Here is a 25,690-nt window from a genome sequence, read left to right as displayed (position 1 = left end):
CGGCAGGGCACCGTGACGACGACGAACCACTGAGAGCAGGAGGCGACCGTGCGGTCCAGGCGCGACCAGGTGCAAGCGCACACGTTCATGATGGGGCGGCTGACCTCGGGCATGCTGCTGGCCGACCCGGACGCCCCGGAGAGCCCGCTGGGACGCACCACCCGCGGTGCGCTGATCGGCATCATCGTCGCCATCCTCGTCTCGGCCGGCGCCTTCGTGTACGGGCTGCTCCGGCCGGGCGGCAACGACGCCTGGCGCGGCGGCGACACCCTGATCGTCAACAAGGACACCGGCGCCCGTTATCTGTACGCGGACGGCCGGCTGCGTCCGGTGCGCAACTACGCGTCGGCGCTGCTGATAGGCGGCGCGGACCTGGGCACCACGGCGGTGGGCAGGGAATCGCTGAAGGGCACTCCGGTGGGCACACCGGTCGGCATCACCGGCGCCCCGGACGGCGTGCCGGGCCCGGGTGACCTGGAGACGTCGGCGTGGGAGGTGTGCTCCACGGGCGACGGCGAGGAGACGACCCTGGTGCCGGGCGCCCCGGTCGAGACCCGGCCGGTCGGTGCGGGTTCGGCGCTGGTGGTGCGGGGGCCGGACGACCGCACGTACCTGATGTGGCAGGGCAGCCGGCTGGAGCTGGACCGGAGGTCGGGGGCCGCGGAGTCGCTGGGTTACGGCGCGGTGACACCCCGCCCGGTGTCGGCGGCGTTCCTGGACGCCCTGGTCAGCGGCCCGAAGCTGGCCACCCTGAAGGTCGCGGACCGGGGCGGGGCGGGTCCGGCGCTGGCGGGCGGGAAGACCCGGGTCGGACAGGTGTTCCGGATGGCGGCGGGCTCCGTGAGTCAGGACTACGTGCTCCAGACGGACGGCCTGCACGCGGTGACGGCCACTCAGGCGGCGCTGCTGCTGGGCGACCCGGACACGCGCAAGAAGGCGTACGACGGGGCGTCCCCGGAAGCCGTCGCCATCGGCGTCTCCGATCTGCGCTCCCACCAGGCGCCGGGCACGGCGGGCACCGACCCGTCGGTGGCCGGGCTGCCGGACAGCCCGCCGGTGGCGCTGCGGCTGCCCGCCGGGCAGGCGGCGTGCACGCGGGTCGATCCGGACGGCGGCGAGGTGCGGGTGACGTCGGTGCGGATCGACCAGGTCGCGCTGTCGCCCTACGCCGCGGCCGACTCCACGGCGCTGGTCCCCGCCTGTGTGGCGGTGGATCATGTGGTGACGCGCCCGGGGCACGGCACGCTGGTGCGGGTGCTGGGCGCGGCCGGCGCGACAGTCGGCAACACCACGTTCCTGGTGGGCGACGACGGGGTGAAGTACCGCGTCGCGGACGCGGAGGCGCTGGCCGCCCTCGGGTACTCCGACGGCGATGCGGTGCGGGTGCCGTCCACGCTGCTGTCGCTGCTGCCCACCGGCCCTGACCTGAGTACGGAGGCCGCGGCGCGGTCCGAACCGGGCACGGATCCGAGGAAGGCCGGGCCGGGTCCCGCGACACAGTGCCGGACCGACGTCGCGTCACCGGGTGTCCGGGCGGCCGATTCGGTTACCGGGAAGGCCGCTTCCGACTCCTGAACTCCCCCGTCGCCGGGGAGGTTTCCCACCGGTTAATGACCCGGGAAAATATCGAGCTCCAACCTCAGATCTACCTCAGCTTGTTGTTTTCTCAACTTGCCGCACTTTAGGCTCAAGTTGCTCGTACCAAGATCCGACTTACGAAAGGTGGGACGATGGCGGGAGACGGCCAGCAGTCAAGCGAGTCATCAACCCGGAACGGCATCCAGGCCCTTGAATCGGCCTTCAGCGGGATCATGAAGATCCGCCAGGACGTCGACGGCACCAAGTCCACCCTGGGCTCCGGCTATCAGGGCAGCGACGGCGGCCAGTACGGCCGGCTCCTCGCTCAGTGGGACGGCCAGTGCAACGTCATTCTCAAGAACCTTGAGGACGTCATCGACCGGCTGAACCAGAGCCTTGTCGAGCACAACAAGACCCAGGGTTCGTCGAACGACGCGATCAACCAGGCGTACAACACCTCGCAGTCGGCCTTCGATCAGCTGGTCGGCTGACCCGGGCGCCTCGTCGGCACCAGGGCCTCCCGGTGACCTACCGGACAGGCCGCCCCCCTCAACACCGTGTGAAAGAGGCAGACCGTGGCAGACAATCTGAGCGACGGTTTCATTTACGTCAGCTACAACCACATGTCGAACGCGGCAGACGACATGGTGATGCAGACCAAGGCGATCGCCCAGACGCTGTCCAATCTTGAGGCAGAGCTCAGCGAGCTGTCCAAGACCTGGTACGGCAACGACGGCGACACGTACCGCCGGAAGCAGGCCGCCTGGGACGGCGCGGTGCAGAACATGGAGACGCTGCTCACCTCGCACGCGCAGCTCCTGAGCGACATCTCCGGCAACTACAAGTACAGCGAGAACTCCCTCAGCCAGATGTGGTCCGAAGTGACCATCGGCCGCTGAGCACGCGTCCCGACCGCGCCGACCGGTCCGCCCTCGGTCGGCGCGGCAGTGGCATCTCCCCGTACCGTCGCCGTGCCAATCGCAGGTCCGGCGAGTCCCGCCACCGGAGGCACCCATGGCAGACCTGACCCATCTGGACTCGACGGCGCTCAAGACCTTCAAGAACAACGATGTCGGGGACTTCATCACCGACCTGCTCAACATCCGCAAGGACAACGAGGGGGGTGTCCGCTCGCTGAAGAACCTGGTCGCGGAGACCGGTAAGGGCTCGGCGTCGGGCGACGCCAAGATGCTGCGCATCGGCCTGATGGGCGGCGGCGACAGCGAGGACCCGACCGGTGGCTCGGCACTGATCGAGGCGCTGAAGACGCAGGGCGGCGCGCTGGACGGCATCTTCAAGAGCCAGAAGGTCCTCTTCGACGACATCGAGTCCGCACTCGAGGAAACCATCACCACGCTGCTGACTACGCAGGGCGCCAGCCTGACCTCGATCGACGGCGAGAAGCTGATGGACATCTTCGACACGGTGGACGACGACATGAGCGGCACCGGCTCCGACAGCTGACGCCGGGCCCCGCGTCCTCCTCTCCCCCACCCCCTCAGCCCCAGCAGCGGAGTCCGTGCCATGGCCGACGACGGCAAAAGTACTTCCGGAACGCCCACCTACGACCCGGACGACTACTACGGCCAGGCGATCACCAACTTCACCGGCTACACCATCCCGGCCCGCTCCAGCCTGTTCAACTCCCTCAGCAGCGACAGCGGCGACGACTTCTCCGACCTGAAGCTGTTCCGGATGGAGATCTCCGGGCAGACGATGCGTGCGGTGTCCACGGACGACTACACACGGCTCAGCGGCTTCCAGCAGAGCACGGGCGAGGACTACGACCTGGCCTTCTACGACGCGGGCGGCGACGGCGCGCACGACAGCGTGAGCCTGAAGAAGGCGCGGATCGTGATGATCGGCGTGGGCGTGGGCGAGGACGGCCGCGCCGACCTGTGGGGGGACGGGGCGATCTCCGGCGGCGGTGAGTTCGAGGGCTCGTACTCACATGTCCAGTGGGACTCCGGCCCGATGGCCCAGTACATCTCCGGCAGCAAACTGGCTCTGGACGAGCTGCTGAACAACCACACCACCAAGGGCTGGAGTTTCAGCAACCTGTCGGTCCTCGATGGCAACGCTGTCGAGTTCAAGTCCTTCGAGGAGACGGGCCAGTCCTTCGACAGGGCGATGCAGTTCTTCAAGGACCACTCGGACGTCGTCAACGGGTGGATGAAGTCCCTCGGCGAGGACCAGGCCGCGTGGAAGGGCAAGGCGGCCAGCCTCTTCTGGCACCTGCTGAAGGAGCTGAAGACCAACTACGACGGATACGTCTCCCAGTTGGGCGGCCGCGACTACAGCCCGAAGAACACCACGGTGGGCGGCTACGTCCCCAAGTCGAAGCTGAGCGACGCCCTGGCCGCCGCGCAGACCGCGCTCAAGGACGCGGTCACCGACCTCCAGACGGCGTGGAACAGCTGGGCCAAGGACGGCAAGCACGACCCGCACAGGCACCTGGTGAAGGTGCTGGACGAGGTGTCCGCCTTCGTCCTCAAGGACAACATCCAGCACGTGAACGTGAAGACCCAGTACTACGGCGGCTACGGCGGTGGCGGCTCGTACAAGACCTACTCGACCACGTCCGAGTTCAAGCAGACCTCCGCGTACGGCGACCTCACCCAGCACACCACCTGGAAGAAGATCGCCGACGCGGCCGTCAAGAGCTGGTCGGACCATGCCGACAGCGTGCTGAAGCAGCCGGCCATCGACGCCCTCAGCAATGTGAAGTCCGCCTGGGCCGATGTGACGGACGCCTTCGACCAGGAGGTCACCGACAAGAACTCCGAGACGCTGGCCGAGGTCCTCGCGAAGGAGGAGGCCGACATCGCGAAGGACGAGGCCAATGCGAACAACGACAAGCTGAACGACTACCTCGACGGCCTCAACGACAACATCAACACGATCGGTGACGGTCTCAACGACCTCAACGACGGCCTGAACGACAGCCTCAACGACCTGGGTGACGGGTTCAAGGACCTCAACGACGGGCTCAACGACAGTCTCAACGGCCTCGGAGACGGGTTCAAGGACCTCAACGACGGGCTCAACGACAACCTGAACGGGCTGAACGACGGGCTCAACGACAGCCTGAACGGGATCAACGACGGGCTCAACGACAGCCTGAACGGCCTCGGCGACGGGCTCAACGGCCTGGGCGACGGCGTCAACAACCTCGGTGACGGCCTCAACAACAACTTCAGCACGCTCAACGACGGGCTGAACAACGGTCTGGGCGACGGCCTGGGCCTGAACGGCGACCCGGACTCCCCGCTCGGAGGGCCGAACCCGGCCGCACTGGTGCCTCCGATCACCTCGCTGCTGAACAACGACGGCCTCGGCAACAAGGACGGGAAGGGCGGCTCGTCGCTGCTGAACACCCCCCTCGGGGGCAGCACCCAGCTCAACGACGACGGCACACTGACCACGAAGTTCCCCGACGGCTCGACGCAGACCATCGACCCGCGCACGGGTCTGGTCACCAGCACCTCCCCGAAGGGGGTGACGTCGACCTCGCAGCTCAACCCGGGCACCAGCCTGCTGAACCCGGACGGATCGACCACCACGCTCAACGACGACGGCACACTCACCACCACCTTCCCGGACGGTTCGAGCCAGACCCTCGACCCGAAGACCGGCCATGTGGAGACCCTCAACCCGGACGGCAGCCTGTCCGAGTCGACGCTGAACCCGACCGACGGCGCCTTCTCCAACCCGGGCGGCTCCACGTCCCAGCTCAACGGCGACGGCACGCTCACCACGAAGTTCCCCGACGGCTCGATGGAAACCCTGAACCCGGACACAGGCCAGGTCACCGTCACCGACCCCTCGGGCAACGTCACCACCCACCAGCTCAACCCCGGTGAGTCGTTCACCAACCCCGACGGGTCCACCACCACCCTGAACAACGACGGCACGCTCACCACCGAGTTCCCAGACGGCTCCAAGCAGGTCCTCGACCCGGATACGGGCCGGCTGACCACCACCGACGCCGCCGGGCACACCACCACGACCGACCTGAACGGCGACGGCCCGTCGCTCAACACCCGCATCCCGGACCTCGACAGCCTCAACCACAACGGTCCGGACACCGACGGGCTCAACACCCAGGGTCTCGACGGCCCGCACACGTCGTCGCCGCTCACCCACTCGTCCGGCCTGAACACCCACGGACCGGGCGGCTCGCTGAACACGTCCGGCGGCCCGGACTCCAACCTCGACGACTACTACGACGACTACGACAGCACCCCGTACGGCGGCGGCTCCCTGGGGTCGGCCAACCCCGGCGCCGCCGCGCTCGCCGGCAACCCGGCGGCGCAGTCCGCGAACGGCACCCCGCTCAACCCGATGGGCATGGGGGGCGGCGGCATGCCCGGCATGGGCGGCGCGGGCGGCGGCGGCCAGGGCACCAGCGAACGCACCCGGGCCGTCCTCACCGACCCGGTCGGCGGCGCCCGGGGCGGGCGCGGCGGACGGGCCGCGGGGGTCGACGAGGACGAGGAGATCGTGTACACCCGGCCGACCACCTCCAGCTCGCCCTACCCGGTGGGCGGACCCGGCGCCGCCGGCCAGGGCTGCACGACCACGGAGAGCGGCGACCGCGCCCGCGAGGCGTGGCTGGCCGAGGACGACGACGTGTGGGGCACCGACGACGGCGGCGCCCCGGCGGTCATCGGACGCTGAGGACGCGGGCCGGGCCACGGAAGAGAGAACGGGAGAGGGAGTGCGCGGTGAACAGTGAGTCGATCGAACAGCGGCTCGCCAAGGCGATGGCGGAACTGGAGGAGACCGAGGCCGCCGTGGCGCGCGCCGAGAGCGAACTGGCGCACGCCGAGGCGACGGTGCGCTCCGCGGACCGCTCGGTCGAGGTGACCGTATCCGCCCAGGGCGACATGACCGCGCTGACCTTCCTGGACGACAAGTACCGTACGATGCCCGCAGGTCAGCTCGCTGCCAGCGTGCTGGAGGCGGCGCAGGAGGCGCGAGCCCGAATGGCCCGGCGGGTGATGTCCACCTTCGAGCCCTTCACCCACGCGAACGCGGAGGCACCCGAACTCACCGGCTTCGACGTGGACTGGAACAAGATCTTCGGGCCCGGTGTGCTGGAGGGCCCGAAGGGCGACCGCCGCCGCGGCTCCGGCCGGCTCCGTGACGAGATCAGCGAAGACCCGGAGGACTGAGGAGACGATGACGGAAAACGCGTACTACGCCAACTTCCCCGGCCTGACCGGCGGCACCCGGCAGCTCCAGGCCATCAGCAACTACGCAGTCGACATGTTCAACGAGTTCTTCCACGACGTGTCGGCGACCAGTGACTGGCCCGGCAAGGACGACAGTTACGCCAAGACGATGGTCCCGCAGGAGAAGAAGCAGCGGGAGGGCGCGGTGAGCACCGGCAAGGCCCTGACCGAGGCCATCGTCGGCGTGGGCGACGGCACGCTCGCCAACCTGAAGAGCGTCCTGACCACGCTGGGCGGCAACCTCGACGCGATCCACGAGTCCCACATCGACAACAGCAACGTCTCCGGCGGCGGCAGGCACTGACGGACCGGACCGCACCCCATGAGCATCCAGGTTTCACCGCAGCTGAACAATCTGCTGTTCGTGCTGATCGGTGAGAAAATGCTGCAGGCCGACGAGGACATGGCCTTCGCCAACGGCCGGCCCTACGGGCGGCTGGGGCGGCGGGTGCGTGACCTGTCGGACCTGATCGAGCAGACCGCGGGTGGCGTGGGGCGCTCGCTGCCGCCGCGGGTGGGCAACCAGTACGTCAAGGCCATGCACCTGTTCCTGGACAGTGGCGGCAAGAACTACCTGAAGGACTTCGCCGACCAGCTCGACGATCTGGAGAAGGCGCGCACCAAGTCCTCCATGGACATCATGGAGGCCAAGTGGCAGATCATCGCCGAGCTGATCCGGCTGCTGATCGAACTGGCCATCATCATGGCGCTGTCCATCTTCACCGGCGGTTCGGCCTCCAGCCAGGCGGCGGTCGCCAAGGCACGCAGCCGGGTGGCGATCCTCACGCTGCTCGACTGGCTGATGAAGCGCACCCACCTGCTGCCGACCCTCTCCGAGATGATCGAAGAGGCGTTCACTACGTTCGCGGTCCGCCTCGCGATGATGCTGGGCGCGCCCAAGGGGCGGCGGCCGCACGGCTTCGACTGGTCGCAGATCGTCCAGGACGGTGTCTTCGGCGCGTTCACCGGACTGTTCCACGGGTTCCTCAACGACATCCTCAAGAACCTGAAGAAGAACTTCAAGAACCTCTGGGGCAGCGGGAACAACCCGTTCAAGAGCATCGACGGCAACGGTAACAAGTTCCACAACAACAAGTTCGACAACCATCACCTCAACGACGGGCCCTCCCACCGGCCGGACCCGAAGCCGACGCCGAAGCCGGGCCCCGAGCCGACCCCCACGCCGAAGCCCAATCCGGTCCCGCTGCCCAAGCCGCCCCCCACCGCGCCCCCCGGCCTCGGGGACAGGATCAAGCACGAGCTCGGTGAGGACATCGGACACTTCCTCACCGAGGGCAGCGCGGAGGCGCTGGGCGAGCTGGCCACGGCGGCGATCTTCCATCTCCCCGTCGAGGGCCCGATGACCTTCCTGGGCGGCGGGCTGAGCGCGGTCAGCGAACGGCATCTGGGGCAGGGCGCGTCCGCCCTGGGCAACAAGTTCAACTTCACCAAGCCGCCCACCGTGAACACCGCGCACCTCCCGGACACGCCGGACGACTCCACGGCGGACGACGCTCCCCGCCCGGGCAATGGCGACGGCAAGGGCCCCGGCCCGGGCACGCCCACCCCGGGGCCGGGCGACGGTGTGCCGACACCGGGCCCGTCCCCGACGGGCGGCGGGCGGAACGGCCCGGTCACCCTCCGTCCTCCGACCCAGTCGCCCGACCTGAACGTGGACGTGACGGGCGGCAAGGTCACCGCCGACGGTCCGTCCGGCGTCCACTTCGACGGCGTGCACGTGGACCCCGTCAAGATCGACGGGGTCCACGTCCACAGCGATGTCCCGGACCTCGACGGCAACGTCACGGTCACCGACCCGGTCACCGACCCCCACGTGAACTCGGTGACCGATCCGTCGACCCGGACGCCGACGCCGACCCCTCCGGTGACGGTGCCCGGCAATCCGACGCCGGCGCAGACCGTTCAGCAGCAGCCGCACACCGGCAACGGCACCCCGCGTCCGGGGAGTTCGCCGCAGCCCGACGACACAACGGCGAACGACACGGACACGGACACGGACGTCCGAACCGGCGTGGACAGCGACACCGACACCGAGGGCGGCTCGGACACGGACTCCGTGTTCAGTGACACCGACAGCATCGCCGAGAGCGACATCACCGACCCCGACGGCACCGGGGACACCGCCGCCCACGCCCCTGTCACCGAAGCGCCCAAGCCGATCGTCACCGGCAGCACCACACCGCCGCCGACCGGTCTCCCCCAGGGAACCGCCCCGGACGGCATACCCGGCAACGCACCGGCCGTCAGCCCCGCCCCCCGCCCGACGCCCGTGCACACATCCTCCTCGGACTCGACGCCGGACCCCGTCCGGAACGACTCGTCGTCGGACTCGACGACGGACCCGGTCCAGAACGACGGGCTGCACCCCGTGCGGAACGACATACCTGGCCCCGTCGCCAACGACGTACGGGAGCCGGTGGTCCTGACTCCGACGCCGCCCGCCACCCCGGCGTCCCACCCCGCGCCGGGCAGTTTCGAGGAGGCGCGGAACGGGGCGACGCCGACGCCGCGGAGTCACACGTGGGTGGACCCGGTCTCGCGGCCCACGGGTCCGGACGGCAGGCCGACGCAGTACGTGGTGCGTTCCTCCTTCGACGTACGGCAGTTCACGCACGGCGGTGAGCCCGTCACCGATCTCACCGTCACCTATCGCGTGACGGGCGACCCGCAGCTCGGCCCGGAGGTCGACGGGGTGCGGCAGCGGCTCGAAGAGGGTGTGCGGAGGGTGTTCAACACCCCGGACCACCGCCTGCCCGACGGCAGCCGGCTGCACGTCACTGTCATTCCGGCCGCCGAAGGGCAGACCGCGCACCTGGACGTCGCCCTGACCGACCCGGCGGACGGCGTGCCCACCACGCACCACTCATGGCCGGCGGACATCTCCGACTCGGCGCTGGCGCACGAGATCGGCCACCAGCTCGGCCTGCGCGACGAGAGCGGCCTCGACCCGGCCGCGCCGCACCGCGGCGGCAACGAAAGCCTGATGGGCGACGCGCCCCCGGTCACCGGCGCCCCCGTGCCCGCCCCCTCGCCGGAGCCGGCCGGCTACCAGGCGGGCGGGCTGCGGCCCCGGCACCTCCAGCTCATCGCCACGCTGGTGGGCGACCCCGCCGACGCGCCCCGGCCGCGCCCCGACGGTGAGCGCCGCGACGCCGCGACGCCGCCCGTGCCGGTCACCGGCGACCTCGGCGCGGACCCGCCGGCGCCGCTCGTCCCGCCCGCCACAACGCCCGTCACCGCGCCCGCCGTCGACCCGGTCTCGGACTCCGAAGCCATGCCGATGGTCCCGATCAGCACCACGTCCGCGCCGGTCCCGGACGACACAACCGTTCCCCCGCCCGTCGTCACCTCCGAGGAGGCGGCGCCCCCGCCGGTAGTGCCGGTGCTGACGCTCACCACGGCGGACGGTGACACCGCTCCGCTGCCCGATCCGGACCCGGACCCCGAGCCGGAGACGACCGGTGGGCGCGGTCCCCGCCCCTCCTACCTCGGCGGCTACGGGCAGCGGCACGACGGGCAGGTCGGGCTCGTCCTCATGGAGCCGTTCTCGCCGGATGTCGTGGACGCCGTGCACCGGCAGGTGATCACCGCCCTCGGCCGGCCGGCCCCGCGCCCCGACGACCCGGTCCTCGCCCAGTTGCGGGACGTGCTGTCGGCGACCCAGATGGCCCAGCACCTGCCGTACCTGCGCAGCCTCGGCGGCCACCGCGTCACGCTGCGCGTCGACGGCACCGACCGGAGCGTGGACGTGCGGCTGGCCCTGGACGGGGGGCGGCCGTCCGCGCGGCAGGGCGAGTTGGACACCAGTGACCCCGACAAGCATGTGGAGCGGCGCGGCCAGGGCACCCGGGAGAACGTCTCGGCGCAGCCGTCCGGCACGTTCTCGACGATCCCCGTGCCCTGGACGGGTTCGCTGCCGATCACGTCGGCGGGTCCGGTCCGTTCGCTGGACATGGCGCTGTCCGCGACCATCACGCACAACCAGGCGGACGGCTCTGTCACCGTCACCCAGGTCACGCAGACCACCACCGCCCAGCGCAGCGCCGAGCCGTCCCGGGCCTACGACTTCGACGGCAACTGGCAGGTCCGCGTGGCCCCTGCCACGCCGACCGCCCCGACCACCGACAGCCACCCCGTCGACGGCTGGTCGCCGGTGCGGCAGCACGGGCCGGTCACCGCCTGGTTCCCGCAGCACCTGGTGGACGCGGACGCCGACCCCGCCCAGGAACTGCCCGCTCCCGCCCTCCTGGACGACCTGCCGCTGTGGGGCGTGGACTCGGTGCTCAACCCCCGGCGCCTGTACGAGGGCGCGGCGGCGCACTTCCGCGCCGACCTCGACGCCACGTCCTCCTCGCAGCTCGCCGACTTCCTCTCCGAGCCGGTGCTGCGCGGCACGCTGCCGATGCAGCGCGACGGCGGGCTGTACTCGCCGGTGCTGACGGACGGCAACGGCCGGGCCGTCGGCATGGTGCGGCTGGACGCGCGGGTCACGCCGACCGCGCCGGTCGCCAAGAGCATCGACGCGAAGATCAACCTGGAGAGCCACCTCGTCAACACGGTCAAGAACGACCAGAACACCACGTTCAACAGCGGTGTCGCCCTCGCCGGCGGCATCGGCCCGTCGTTCACCGGTGACACGCGGGCGGACCACCCGGACGCCACCGGCTCCCTCGGCGGGAGTTTCAGCGGCAAGGGCACCCTCCAGCTCGGCGCGCAGAACGCCTTCGGCACCAGTTCCTCGGCGGCCTCCGTGCACGCGCTGCGCACCAACCGCAGCCATCTGCTGACCGAGGCCGACGTCTCGTACACCGTCACCCTGATCCGGCCGGACGGCAGCACCGCCTCGTACGCGCCGGGAACCTGGCGGCACGGCCTCGACCTGCGCATGCTCAGCGCGGACGACGCCCGGGGCCACGCGCCGGCCGAGTCCGAGGTCAGACAGCTCCCCGCCGAGCTGGCGTCGCTCGGCTCGATCGGGCAGTCGGCGGCGCCCCTCGGCGTGGAGGGCACGGCCCCGCTGTTCGCGGAGGCCGAGACCTGGCTGCGCGACCAGGGCTTCCTGCCCCCTCCCGCGAACGCGCCGCGCCGGGGCTCGCTGCCCGACGAGACGTTGGTGCAGGCGCAGTTGAACAACCTGCGGCGGCTCCTGGAGCTGCGCTCCGGGCTGGGGCTGCGGGGCGCGACCGACTCCATGGTGGACGGTGGGCACTCGCTGTTCCTGGAGACACCCTCGTCGACGGGGCGGCGCCGGGTGCGGCTGGTGCTCGGCGCAATCGCCGACGCGGACCGGCCGCCCGTACACAGGAGGGTTCTCCCGGGCATCGCCGTCATCAGCGTGTCGTCTTCGACGGCCGGCGGCAACGGCAGGCTCGGCAACAGCTACAGCGGCGGCCTCGGCTTCGGCGGCGGCCCCAGTATTCCCACTCCGAACGGCGCCTGGACACTGAGCGGCACCGGCGACTACCAGTACGTCGGCAACGCCTCGCTCGGCAACACCACCTCGTCGACAGTCGGTCAGGACCAGTTCTTCATCAGCTCGGGCCAGGACGCCCACGAGTTCGACGTGCCGGCCCGCCTCACGCTCGATCTGTACGAGGGCACGGGCCCCGGGCCGCGGGTCCGCTTCGGCACCCCGGAGCCCCGGCCGCACCCGCCCGGTGACCTGGAGTCCGCGCCGGGCACCGTGCCGGCGGGGGTGCCGGGCACGGTCCGGCTGGGCGTGCCCCACGGCCGGACCCTGGACGCCCCGGCGCCGGAGCCGGCCGGCGAGCCGTTCACCGTACGCCCGGTCTCCCGGCTCGACAGGGACCGGCTGGCCCTGACGGACGGCACCGGCCGACCGCGCCCGGACGTGGTGCGGGTCCCGGACGACGCCCTGGTGGACGTGATGCGGGGTTCGGCGGCCCTCCAGGACGCCTTCCAGCGCATCGTCACCGGCGCGGCACCCACCACCGGCACCACCGCTCCGGCCCCCGGTCCGGTCTCCCTCACCCCGGCGCCCTCGCTGCTGAGCCGCTTCGCTGGGTTCGTCGGCAGCTCGCTCACCGGCAACCCGTTCGCCGACCCCACCACGGTGGCCGCCGAGTCCCGGACCGCGGCGCTCTCGCCCGGTTCGCTGGTCGCGCGCGGACAGCAGATACTCGGCGGCAGCTACGTGGTGGAGGGCCTGACCCTGCCGGGGCTCGGCGCCGACGGGCAGCTCTCCGCGGAGATCCAGGCCGTCGCGCACCACCCGCGGCTGACGTCCGGCACGAGCCAGTACATGGAGTCGGACGTCGCCGCCGCCGACTCGGCGCAGCAGCTCAAGGGTCTTGGCAAGACGCACCAGTTCGGGCTGGCGGGCACGGCGACACAGAACAACCCGAAGTCGCCCGCCCCCGCCACCGACCCGGAGCCGAACTCGCAGCAGGACGGTGCCACCTCCGCTCCGCAGCCCAGCACGGCGGAGACCCGGCAGCCGTCCCGTTTCAACCCGTCCCTGCGCTACCAGTACGACCGCAAGGCGGACAAGTCCGACACCTCGATCAGTACGACGACGACCAACCGGGTACCGACCCAGACGGGCATCCAGCACCGGGTCACGGCCGACCTCACCTATGTCATCACCATCCGCTCCGGGCACCGCAACGCGTTCGCGAACTTCGTCGGCTACACCAACGGGCAGACCGTCCAGCTCGCCGTGGACGTGCCGCAGGGCCTCCAATTCCTGATGACCGACAGCCAGTTGCGCCGCGACCGGCAGTGGATGGGCGGCGTCGAGGGGCTTCCCGCCGACGTGCCGCCCACCGGCCTGGCGAGCCCGCCGCTGCCCAGCCGCTATGTGCGGGACGGAACGCTGGGCCTGGCCTCGGTCACCTCGGTCACCGAACTGGGCCCGACCGGCCGGCCCGGCACCGCGCAGCGCCAGCGGTTCCAGAACGAGGTGCGCGGCCTCCTCGACCGGTACGCGCCCGGCGTCACGACCCCCGGCCACGCCTCGTACCTGCCCGGCGTCGCCACCCTGATCGCCGACCAGACGAGCACCGCGGGCAAGCGCGCGCTGATCGGACGCGGCGGCGGCCAGGCCCGGTTCAGCTTCCGGCACCACCGGTTCGGCGGCGCGGCCCTGGTCGAGGTGACGTTCTCGGCCCGGCCCACGACCACCGCCGCCAACCGGGGCGCGCGCCGCGGCACTGCCGTCCCCGGCGACAAGTCGGGGCTGGAGAGCTGGACGTCGCAGACCCCGGCGGGCCGGTCCACGGCGAACACGGTGAGCCGGCAGCACCGGGTCACCCTCAATCCGACGGCCCGCTTCACCCGGCCCGACGCGGACGACCGCACCGACCGGCTCGGCCCGTCCGCCCAGTGGACGTCGGCCAGTGTCAAGACCGACAAGCGGGGCCGGACCGCCGAGGACCGGTTCTGGCTGCGCACCGACAACGCCGCCGACTTCGACGGCCTGGACTACGAACTGGTCGCCACCGTCCGCTCCACCTGGGTCACGGACTGGCCGCCGAACGTGGTGGGCGCGCTGGTGCAGCGCGGGTTCATCGCCTGGAGCGACGCCGACGCGCCGACCCGGAGCTGGATCAGCCGCACCCTGGCCGGCGAGATCGGCGGCCGGACCCGGGTCCCGGCCCACGTCACCCTGCGGTTCGCCGGCGGTGAGACGGCCGACCCGCGCGGCGGCAACCCGTTGCCGGTCCCCGTATCGGTGTCCCGGGTCGACCCGCGGCCGGCGCCGCACGGGCAGCCCGCGCTGCGCGACGACGGGCTGTTCCACCCGAACGGCAACGTCCCGGTGTACGGCTTCAACGCCTGGGACCAGCTCTACACGGCCCTCGACCAGGTGGCCCCGGCCACCGGCAGCGGCTGGCGCGCGCAGCCCGCGTCCACCTCCGACGAGAACGCCTCGGTGCGCCTCGGGGAGCTGCTCCAGGCAGGTTCGATCACACTGGACAACCCGCGTCAGGTCGGCGGGATGCTGCCGGCCATGCCGGGCGCCTTCCCGCTCCGGGACACCCCGGAGGGGCCCACCCTGACGGTGTCCCTGTACCGGCCCCGGGTGGTCACCGAGAGCAGCGACGTCGCCGTGGACCGGCTGCGTATCGTCACCGATACCTCGGGCACGGTGTCCGGTAACGACACCGCCCTGGGCCTGTCCCTGCCGTTCGTGCTGAGCGCCGACGACCCCGACCGCAATCTGGTCGGCGCCACTCCGCCCGTACTCCAACGGCCCATCGACCCGAGCAACTTCGGCGGCAACGTCTCCGGCGGGCGCCGCGAGTGGCTCAAGACCGGCAGCACCAGCGCCCCGGCCGAGGGGCACGGCACCCGCGGCTACGAGGTCCAGGCGGACGTGCACATCCAGGTCAGCGGCCCCGAAGGGCTGCGGCACGTCACCGGTACGGCCACCCTCCGCATCGAGGAGCGCGACGCGCTGGGCCATGGCATCACCCCGCCCCGGCCCCTCCCGCGTGTTTACGATCTGCCCGCGCTGCTGGCCTCGCAGACCGGCACCGCGCCGGGGCAGTGGGCGTCCACACCGCCGCGCGACCTGCCGGACGCCCTTGTCGCCGGGGTCGATCCGGACGACGACGGGTACCAGTTCTGGCTGGCGACCGGCGCGGACCCGGACGGCTCCCGGCTCGCCCTCGCGCTGTACGGGTCGTCCCGTACGGCCCGACTGACCGGGCATCCGGTGGAGCTGGTGACGCGCGGCCCGGAGGGGCTGCGGTTCTGGTCGTTCGGACCGGACGGCGCCCTGCGGACCACCCCGGCCCCCGCCTCGGCGCCGGGCACGGAGAGCACGCCGCGCATCGGGGACCCTGCGCTGGACCGTGCCTGGGCCGGCTTCGAGACCATCGCGAACGACCTGCACCGCGCCCACGGCGACCACGCACAGGCCCTCGCGGACGAGACCGAGATGCGGAACCTGCGGTCGGACGCGGTGGACGGACTGCGGGGCGCGGTCACGACGCTGGACGACGCGCGCACGGCGGCCGACGACGCCGACCGGGCGGCCGGCACGGCGGAGACCGGGGCCGACCGGGCCGAGCAGGACGTCCGCGACCTCGAAGGCCGGATCGACAAGCTGACCACGGACATCACCGGCACCCTCGGCACGATCGACGCGCTCACCGAGTCCCTCACCCAGGGCGGGCGGCGGCAGGCCCGTCTCGTCACCGACCTGAAAACGGCGCAAGACGCTCTCGACGCCCTCAACGAGACCGCCGCCGCGCCTCCCGCGCCGGCCACGGAGCCCGGGCCCGGCACCACGTCGACACCCACGGCCGACCCCGCGACACCCCCGGCCGTCGACCCGCGGCTCACCGAGCGGATCGACACCGCGACCGCTGAGGTCGACCGGATCAACGGAGAACTGGACGCGATCCAGGACCAGTTGACGCTCGACCGGACGAACTTCCGGCAGTCCGAGATCTCCCTCGCCCGGGACGAGGCGGCCCTCAAGGAGCTTGAGGCACAGCTCCCGGACCTCCGCGGCACCGCACGGGACCTGCGCTCCGACGCCGACGCGGCGCGCGGTCACGCCGACGACACCGAGCTGGTTCGCCAGGATGCGCAGGAGTCGCACGACCGGGCCGAGCTGCGCCTCGGCGAGATCGACCACGCACTGGACGACATCCTCGGCCGCCGCGACGACGCCGCCACCCGTCGCGCCGCCGCGGAGACCGCCCTGCCCGCGGCCGCGGGGCCGGTCCTGGCGAACGGCCCCTCGGCCGTGCCGCCCTCGCGGTCGTCGCTGTCCGCCACCACCCCTCACCCGCCGGGCTCCGGGCTGCCCAGGACGGCCGGGCCCTCCACCGGCAACAGCCCCGCCATCGGGGACGGCACCGATTCCGACGCCGAGTCGGACTCCACCGCCTCGGTCGCCTCGGACCCGCGCTCCGACGACCGTGACGACCCGTCCGAGGCGGAGACCGCGATCACCGTGCCGGACCCGACGCCTCCGGTCCCGCCCAAGAGCGAGGGCACCTCCGAGCACGGCAAGGACGGCGAGGACGGCGACACCCGTTCCGAATCCGACGCCGACCCGGACCCCAAACCCGAGCCCGAGCCCAAACCCGAGCCCGAACCCAAGCCCAAGCCCAAGCCCAAGCCTGAGCCCAAGCCTGAGCCCGAGCCCGAGAGCACGGCACCGCCGCCGCCCCTCTCCGAGCCCTTCCAGGTACGCGCGCCGCGCGGCAACACCGTGCCCACGATCGACGACGGCCGCTGCATCCTCTACACGTTCATCGGCACCGATCCGCAGCGCGTCCGCGAGCGGGTGCCCGGACTGAGCACCCAGGCCCCGGAGACGTACGCGTGGCTGGGCCGCACCGACGACGTGCGCACCGGTCTGGGCCTGGCCGCCCGCGGCGACACCTCCCCCGCCGCCCGGCAGGCCCGCAACCATCTGCTGATCGCCGCCGACCACCTCCGCTCTGCGGCCGAACAGCGGCTGCTCGACGGGCACCGGGGCGGACGGCCGCTGCCGCAGGACGTGGTGGGCCAGGTCCGGCAGACGCTGGCACCGCGCTTCACCCGGGCCACGGCCGCCATGAACCGGTCCCAGCTCCTCGCCACCGCCGGGCGCTACGGCATCAGCGGGGTGCGCCGGCCGGAGGAGCTGAACGACCTCAACACCCGTTTCGACGCCGCGCTGACCGAGGACGGGGTGACCGACCGCCCGGCCGACCCCGGCGTCATCGAGATGTTCAACCACCTGCGCGACACGGGTCGGCTGCCCTCCCTCGACGAACTGGACGACGCCCAGCTCCGTCAGGTCGTCGATTCCGCCTACACCGAGAGCACCGTCCCCTTCACGGACGAGGAGCTGAACCACGCCCTCGCCGCGGTGCGGAACTGGTCCGGCGCCTGGCAGAGCGACCAGGGCGAGATGTTCCTGCCGCTGCTCGCCGACACCCTCGGCGTCACGGTGGAGGTGCTGAGGCCCGATCCCACGACCGGCCTCGGCACGGTGACCCGCGTCGGCTCACCCACCGCGGGCCGGGTCCTGGAGGTCCACTACTGGGGGCTGAACCACTACACGGCCAGCGACGCGGCCCCGCTCACCGCGATCCCGACGTCCAGTGCGCCGCGCGGCCCGCAGGACGCGCCCAGCACCCGGCCCGCCGGACGCCGCCGCCCCGCGCCCCGCCGCGCCCCCCGTGACGACCGGCCCGCACCCCGTGTCGCCGAGCCCGCGCACCCCGACACCTGGCACCACCTCCGCCCCCACACCCGCCCCGCCACCCTGCGCACCGAACGCTTCGACCCCCACGCCGACCCCACCGCCGACGCCCCCCGGCCCGGGCTCCTCTCCGGCGCCACCACCCTCATCCGCGCCCAGATCCGCCGTATCCAAGCCCCAAGCGGGCAATGGATACGCGATTACACCCTCAACCTCCCCGTCAACGCGGCCGATCCGCAGCACACCGCCCGGCTCGCGCAACGCCTCGGGCAACTCGTGGAGCACCACCTCAACACCGGCTACGCCCTGCCCGCTTCGGGCGACCAGTTCCACGTCAACGTCAACCTCGTCGACAGCCCGGAACACCCGGAAGCCATCGCCCTCACGCACACGGACAAGCCCGCACGGCCCGACCAGACCCACCTCGACCTCAACCACACCGACAGCCGGCTCCTCCACGAACTCCTGCACTACCTCGGCCTGCCCGACGAACAGCGCGACAACGACTTCCTCTTCCGCAACCACCCCGACGCCGGCGCCGTCCGCACCGACGGCCTCATGGCCACGACCGAAACCCTCGCGCCACTCCCCCACCGCTACCTCGCCACCATCGAGAACGTCACCGACTCCGGGCCGCAGCTCCACGACCACACCCCCGCGACCACCAAGTCCCCCACCGATCCCGACGCCACGCCCATTCCGGCCACCGAAGCCCCCGACTGGCCCACCTCCCGGGCGCCCGTGCCCGCGCCGTCCTCCACCTACGTGCTCGCCTACGGCGCCCAACTGGACGGCAATGTGGGCCTGGTGTACCTGGAGCCGCTGCCACCGGCGGTGGTGGAGGGGCTGCACCAGCAGGTGATGGGCACCCTCGGACTGGGGGACGCCCCTGACACGCACCCGGTACGGGTACAGCTCCGGGCGGTGGCGAGCGGTGAGCAGCTGATACTCAACCTGCCCTATGTGCGCAGCAGTCTGGGCTTCCGGTTCACCGTCCGGGTGGACGGCCGCGACCGGACCGTGGACGTGCGGATGCGGCTGTCGGACCCGGTGTCGTCGGCGCGGTACGGGCAGACGGAGGGCGCCGAGCGTGACGTGCGTGTGGAGCGGCGCGGCATCGGCACCCAGGAGTCGGTGTCCGCTGAGGCGTCGGGCACGGTCCGCACGCTGCTGCTGCCGTGGACGGGCCTGTTCCCGGTGACACGGGCGATCCCGGTGCGCGGTGTCGACGTGGCGCTGACGCTGGCGATGACCCTGAACCAGCTGTCCTCGACGTCGTCGGTGACGACGGTGGTGCAGACGACGTCGGCCCAGCGCAGCAACGAGCCCTCGGAGCCGTACGACTTCACGGCCTCGTGGGAGGTGCGGGTGGACGCGCCACGGCTGGCGCCGCCGGTCACCTGGGGGCCGCCGCAGGCGCACGGGCCGGTGACGTTCTGGTTCCCGCAGCACCTCGCGCGGGACGAGGCGGACGACCTGCCGGAGGCGGCCGGTCTGGACGACCTGCCGGTGTGGGGCGTGGACACGGTCGCCGAGCCGCAGCGGCTGCTCGCGGAGGCGCTGGGCTTCTTCGGCACCGAGCTGAGCACGCTGGACGAGGACTCGGCGGCGGAGCTGGAGACGTTCCTGTCGGAGCCGCTGCTGCGGGGCACGCTGCCGATGCAGCGGGACCGGGGGGTGTTCTCGCCGGTGCTGCTCGACACCTCGGGGCGCGCCCTGGGCATGTTCCAGTTGCGGACCGAGGTCGTTGTGGGCGAGCCGCTGCGGCGCAGCGTGGCCGGGAAGATCAACCTGGAGAGCCACCTGACCCAGGTGGTCAAGCTGGACTCGCAGTCGCGGTTCAGCAGCGGGCTCTCCCTGTCCGGGAGCGTCGGTCCGGCGCTCACCGCGGACCGGTCGCAGGGGCATCCGAACGCCTCGCAACGGCCCGGCGGCGGTGTGCTGGGGCGGGTGTCCGCGCAGGCGGGCACGCACGAGGAACTGGTGCAGAGCGGCAGTACGGCGCTGATGCACGCGGTCCGCACCAACCGCAGCCATTTGCTGGCCCCGGCCGAGGTGCGGCACACGCTGGTGCTGCACCTGCCGGGCGGCGGCCGGCGGGAGTTCACCCCGGACGCCTGGCCGCGCGGCATGCATCTGCGGCTGCTGACCGCCGAGGACGCCAACGGACACGCGCCGGCGGCGGACGAGCTGCGGCGGCTGCCCGCGGAACTGGAGCACCTGCGGTCGGTCGGCACGACGGCGACGCCACTCGCCGTGGACGGCGCCGCACCGCTCTTCGTACACGCCGAGAACTGGCTGCGACGGGAGGGCTTCCTGCCCGGCGACACACCGGGACGCAACCGGGTGCTGCCCGACGAGGCCCTGGTACAGGCGCAGTTGAACAATCTGCGCCGGTTCGAGCAGGGTCGTTCGGAGGTGGGGCAGCGGGCCGCCACGGACGCCATGCTGGACGGTGGCCACTCGCTGTTCCTGGAGATCCCGACCGCGACCGGGACGCGGCGGGTGCGGCTGGTGCTCAGCGCGGTGCGCGGCGACGGCGACAGCGTGCACAGCCGGGTGCTGCCGGACGTGCAGGGCATGGGCGTGGCGTCCCTGTCGGCGGCGGGCGCCGACCACCGCGGTTCGTCGTACGGGCTCTCGTACGGCGGTGGCGGCTCGTTCGGGCTGCCGAAGGGCTCGTGGACGCTGGGCGGGAGCGGCGACTATGTGCGCGGCAACCAGGTACGGCACGACAACAGCGTGCAACTGGGCGTCGGGCACGACCAGTTGTTCATCGGGAGCGGGGCCGGGCAGCGCAGCGAGGTCTTCGAGGTGCCGGCCGACCTCGCGCTGGACCTGTACGAGGGCCCCGGTGAGCAGCCGTCGGTGCGTTTCGCGCACGAGACGGTGGAGGTGCCGTTCGTGCCGCACGGTGCCCCGCCCGCCGAGCCGCCGGGCCCGCCGCCGGACCGGGTGCCGGGCACGCTGCGCCTTTCGGTGCCGACGCATCGCACGCTTCCCGCCGGGGCTCCGGTGCCGGCCGCTCCCCCGGCGCCGGTGCTGCGCGCGGCCACCGACGCCGACCGGGACCTGCTCGACCTGACCGACGAGGAGGGCGCCGCGCTGCCGGACACGGTGCTGCTGCCGGACGACGCGATCATGGAGGTGTTCCAGGCGTCCGCCGCGCTGGACTCGGCGTTCCGCGCCGTGCTCGGCAACACCTACCCGGGGCATCCGGCGCGCGGTCTGCTGGACGACGTGCGAGACGCGGTCGTCGGGCGCACCCCGCGTCCGGTGGCGCGGGCCGGGCGGGCGCTGGGCGAGTCGCTGGCGGGAGCGGCGGCCACCGATCCGACGACGGTGGCGGCGGAGATGCTGTCCGCCGCGCGCAGCCCCGCCGCGCTGCTGGCCCGGGGGCACCAGGTGTTCAAGGGCGCCTACGTGGTGGAGGGCCTGACGCTGCCGGGGCTCGCCTCGGACGAGGTGCTGTCGGTGGAGATCCGCGGCGCACTGCGGCGGCCCAGGGCGACGGACGGTTTCTCGCAGTACTTCGAGACCGGTCTGAGCGCCACCGACGGAGCGGCACAGCAGCGGGGCGCGGCAGGCACCTCGCAGTGGGCGGGCGGCTTCCGCGCGGTCCGCAACACGTCGTCGAGCCAGACGCCGGCCGCCGACCAGGCGGCGGGCAACGACTTCGACGACGTCCTGGTGACCCGCGCCGACCGCACCGGTCAGGAGGAGAGCGCGCCGCCGGCGTCCCGGCCGAGCACGCTGAACCCGTCGGGCCGTTACACCCGTACGGCCCGGAGCGAGCGGTCGCGGGCGCTGGGCTCCACGACGACCGCCTACCGCACCGCCACCGAGAGCGGCACCCAGCACCGGATCACGGCCGACGCGACGCTGCTGGTGACGTTCCGCCGGGGCCGCCGCAACGTCGTCGGCAACGCGTTCGGGCAGGGCGAGGGCCGCGCGGTGACGGTGGCGCTGGACCTGGCGGACGGGGTGCGATTCCTGGCCACCCCGGCGCAGATCCGGCGGCACGCCGCGTGGTTCGCGGGCGTGGCCGGTCCTGCCGTACCGGGCCCGGCGGTGGGCTCGGTGCCGCTGCCGCGCCGCTTCACGGCCTCCCGCGAAGTGGGTCTGGGCAGCGTGCTCGCGGTGGACCAGTTCACCGACGCGACGCGCACGGTGCAGCGCCCCGACGTGTTGCGGCAGCGGCTCCTCGCTCTGACCGAGGAGGAGGCGCCCGGCATCACCCGGCCCGGCCACTCCTCGCATCTGCCGGGCGTGGCGACCCGTATCGCCGACCTGTCTTCGACGGCCGGCCTGCGCACCCTCGCCGGTCGCGGCCCGGGCCATGTGCAGCGCTTCCGGTTCCGTTATCTCGGCTACGGCGGCGCCCAGTTGGTCGAGGTGACGCTGCGCACCGAGCCGGACGCCGACGACCACGCGCTGCGCGCGCTGCGCGGGCATCCGGCGGCTTCGGGCTCGGGCATCGAGCAGTTCCTCGGCCATGTGCCCTCCTCGGTGACCGACCGGACGGCGCGCAGTGTGCGGCATGCCGGGTTCGTGCAGCTCCAGTCGCGCTTCCCGCGGCCCACCGGCGGCCCGCGCACCGACCGGGCGGGCGCGCTGCTCAGCGCCGACACGACGCGTGGCAACGCGGCGCGCGTCACCCGCTCCGCCGAGGACCGCTTCTGGCAGCGGACGGACAACGCCGCCGACTTCGAGGGCGTGCCGTACCGGGTGGTGGCCGAGGTGCGGTCGACCCCGGCCGCGCAGTGGCTGCTCGACCTGCCGGGCAGCCTGTTCCAGCACGGCGTGCTGAGCCTCACCGAGGCGGACGCGACACTCGCCGACCGCATCGCGCACCTGTTCGGCGGCCGGCCGGCGCGGACCACCACCGTGTACACCGCCGCCGCGCTGCGGTTCACCGGCAGCGAGACCGGCGACCCCGCCCCCACGCCCGCGCCGTTGCCGGTGGCCCGGCCCACCACGCGGCCCGCGATGACCGGGGACCGCTTCGTGCCGCACGGCCCGGCCCCCGTGTACGCTTTCGACGGCGGCGCGGAACTGGCCGCGGCGCTGGGCGAGGTGGCCCCGGGGCTGACCCGCTCCTGGCGTTCCCTGACCTCCTCCGGATCGGCGGACGCCACGGCGGTGCGCGTGGGCGAGCTGATCCAGTCCGGCACCCTCTCGCTGGACCACCCGCGCGGCCCGGCCGGTCCGACCACGACGATGCCGGGCGCCTACCCCTTCCAGGGCGCGCCGGGCACCCCGCCCCGCCTCACGGTGGAGCTGTACCGACCGCGCCCGGTCACCGACACGGGGGATGTGACGGTGGACCGGCTGCGGCTGAGCACGTTCGGCGCGGCGTCCTCCTCGCAGGCGGGCGTCACCGCCGGGCTCGCGGCACAGGGCGGGCTCGCCGCCACCGACGACAACCGGCACATCGTCAACTTCACCGTCCCGGTGCTGGCCCGCCAGCCGCAGGCCCCCGGGCCCGGCGCCGCCGTGAGCGGCACCCGCCGGGACTGGCTCAAGCACGGCAACACCAGCGCCCCGGAGGGCTCGCGCGGCACCCGCAGCCACGAGATCCTCGCCGACGCGCTGATCACCGTGCACGGCCCGGACAGCGTGCGGTACGTGACGGGCACGGTGCGGATGCGCCCCCTGGAGCGCGATCTGCTGGGCCTCGGTGTGACCGGCGCCCGCACCGACGCCGGGACGTTCGACGGTGCCGCCCTGGTGCGGGAAGCCGCCGACGCCCGCGCCCACGCGGCGGGTGCCCCGGCCGACGCCGTCGCCGACGCCGTACTGCGCGACTGGCGCACGGTGCCGCTGCGCGACCTGCCGGCGCTGTTGGCGGACGGCGTCCGGGCGGACGGCGGGGCGGCCGTGGAGGGCGTGCAGATATGGCTCGCCGTGGACGGCGGCCCGGGGCGGACGGCCCGCGCGCTGTACGCGGCCGCCGGCGCGGCAGCGCTGCTGCACCGTCCGGTCGAGCTGGCGCTGCGCAACGACGAGGGCGTGCGCTTCCGCCGCTTCGACGCCGACGGCGAGCCGGAGCCGGCCGGCCCGGAGGAGGACGGCGCCGGCTGGGCGGCCGTCCGTGAGCAGGTCGGCACGCTGGACGAGGCGGCGCACGCGGAGGAGGCGGCCCGCGCCGATGAGGCGGGGCTCCAGGCCGAACTGCCCGGAGCGCGCCGGGCGCTGGACGAGGCCCAGCCCCCGGTGGCGCGTGCGGGGCGGGACCTGGACGACGCCCGCGCCGCCCAGCGGGACGCCCGCGACGCCCTCACGGCCGCCGAGCGCGCGGTCACCGCCGCCGAACGCACCGACCGGGAACGGCGCACCCGTGTCGCGGAGCTGACGGCCGACGCCCAGGACCGCCGGTCCCGCGCGACGGCGGCGACCCGCGAGGCGGAGGAGGCCCAGGAGGCGGTCCGCGCCGCGCGGGAACATCTGGAGGCGACGCAACGCAGCCTGCGGGAGGCGGTGGCCGATGCGGCCTCGCGCGGCGGTTCCAGGTCCGGCGGTTCGGGCAGGTCGGACCGGTCCGGCGGGTCGCACGGGTCCAGCCGCTCCAGCGGGTCGGTCGCCCGCCGCACCGTACGCCGGGACGGTGCCCGCGCCGCGCTGGAGACGGCCCGGACGGCGTCCGAGGCGGCGGAGCGCGCCGCCGACGCCGCCCGGCACGCGGCCGAGGACGCCGTCCGCCGCCGTGACATGGCCCGCGACGCGGCCGGCGCCGCGGCCTCCGCGCTGACCCGCGCCCGTGCCACGGCCACGACGGCGTCGCGGACCGACCGGGAGGCCCGCGACGCCCTGACCGCGGCCACCGAACGCCATGACGCCGCGGTCACGGCACTCGACGCGGCCCAGCAGGGCGTGAACGGCCTCGAACGCCGGGTCGGCGAAGCCCTCGCCGAACAGGCCCGTCAGGCGGACCGGCAGCGCGACGCCCAGAACGGCCTGACCGACCTCGTGACCGTCCTGGAGGCGGAGCGCGCGGCGGCGGGCGACGGCACGGTGCCACTCCCGACGGGCTCCTTCGCCCGTACACCGGCGGGCTGGCCGATCCGCACGGGCCGGCCGGCGCCGCCCGGGATCGAGGAGGAGCCCGACGCCTCGGACACGGACTCGGAGGACGACAGCGACGAGGAGGACGCCGAGGACGCGGGCGGCCCGCCGCCGGTCCCCCGGGGCGAGCGTCCGGACTCATTCGTGGCCTCGCTCTCCCGGCTGCTCACCGCGTCGGGCGACGCCCCGGCGTGGACCGGGTCGCGCGACCCGCACGGCGCGCTGCGCGCATGGGCGCGTACGGACGTGGCGGCACGCCGGGCCCCGGACGATGCCGAACTCCCCGAGGGCGAGACGCTGGTGAGCATCGATGACCTCGCCCGGATCGATGCCCTCACCGACGCGCTGCGCGCCCAGTCGATCCTCCAGAGCGGCCGGGTGACCGTGGAGGAGGCCGGACTCGACGACGCCGCGCGCCTCGCGCTGGTCCTGGCACGCCCCGACTCCCCGGCGTACGTGGCGACCCTGGCCGCGCTGGTCGCCCGGGAGGCCGGACGTCCGGTGCGGGTGCTCGGACCCGGCGACGGCGTCCGCGCGTTCGGACCGGAGGGGGGCGACCCGCTGAACCTGTACTTCGACGGGCGCCGCTTCTCGGCCACCCCACCCGGCGGCTGAC

The 25,690-nt window shown here is 73.0% G+C and carries 8 protein-coding genes; all 8 read left to right on the top strand.

Annotated features, from left to right (window positions below; genetic code table 11):
- Nucleotides 1–48: 48 nt before the first annotated feature.
- The 8 genes from eccB to P8A18_RS29220 all read left to right on the top strand — a co-directional run bounded on the left by eccB (nt 49) and on the right by P8A18_RS29220 (nt 25,689).
- Nucleotides 49–1,575, top strand: coding sequence for a type VII secretion protein EccB (eccB, locus tag P8A18_RS29255; protein ID WP_306059340.1), 1,527 nt, complete (start codon nt 49–51; stop codon nt 1,573–1,575).
- Between the two features lie 155 nt (nt 1,576–1,730).
- Nucleotides 1,731–2,069, top strand: coding sequence for a hypothetical protein (locus P8A18_RS29250; RefSeq protein WP_306059337.1), 339 nt, complete (start codon nt 1,731–1,733; stop codon nt 2,067–2,069).
- An 84-nt stretch (nt 2,070–2,153) separates the two neighbouring features.
- Nucleotides 2,154–2,477, top strand: a complete 324-nt coding sequence (locus tag P8A18_RS29245; protein ID WP_306059335.1) for a WXG100 family type VII secretion target — start codon at nt 2,154–2,156, stop codon at nt 2,475–2,477.
- A 115-nt stretch (nt 2,478–2,592) separates the two neighbouring features.
- Nucleotides 2,593–3,042, top strand: a complete 450-nt coding sequence (locus P8A18_RS29240; RefSeq protein ID WP_306059333.1) for a type VII secretion system-associated protein — start codon at nt 2,593–2,595, stop codon at nt 3,040–3,042.
- 60 nt (nt 3,043–3,102) lie between these two features.
- Entirely contained in the window at nt 3,103–6,258 is a 3,156-nt protein-coding gene (locus P8A18_RS29235; protein ID WP_306059331.1) for an AAWKG family protein, read from the top strand.
- 47 nt (nt 6,259–6,305) lie between these two features.
- Nucleotides 6,306–6,755, top strand: a complete 450-nt coding sequence (locus P8A18_RS29230; protein WP_132904999.1) for a YbaB/EbfC family nucleoid-associated protein — start codon at nt 6,306–6,308, stop codon at nt 6,753–6,755.
- Between the two features lie 7 nt (nt 6,756–6,762).
- Nucleotides 6,763–7,119: a hypothetical protein gene (locus P8A18_RS29225; protein WP_306059329.1), complete on the top strand. Its 357-nt coding sequence runs from the start codon at nt 6,763–6,765 to the stop codon at nt 7,117–7,119.
- Between the two features lie 18 nt (nt 7,120–7,137).
- Nucleotides 7,138–25,689 (top strand): hypothetical protein, encoded by an 18,552-nt coding sequence (locus P8A18_RS29220; protein ID WP_306059327.1) that lies wholly within the window; start codon nt 7,138–7,140, stop codon nt 25,687–25,689.
- Nucleotide 25,690: the final 1 nt, after the last annotated feature.

Source organism: Streptomyces sp. Mut1 (genome assembly GCF_030719295.1).
GTDB lineage: Bacteria > Actinomycetota > Actinomycetes > Streptomycetales > Streptomycetaceae > Streptomyces > Streptomyces castrisilvae.
The sequence above is the reverse complement of the archived record's forward strand: the minus strand, read 5'-3'. Positions and strand labels throughout refer to the sequence as shown.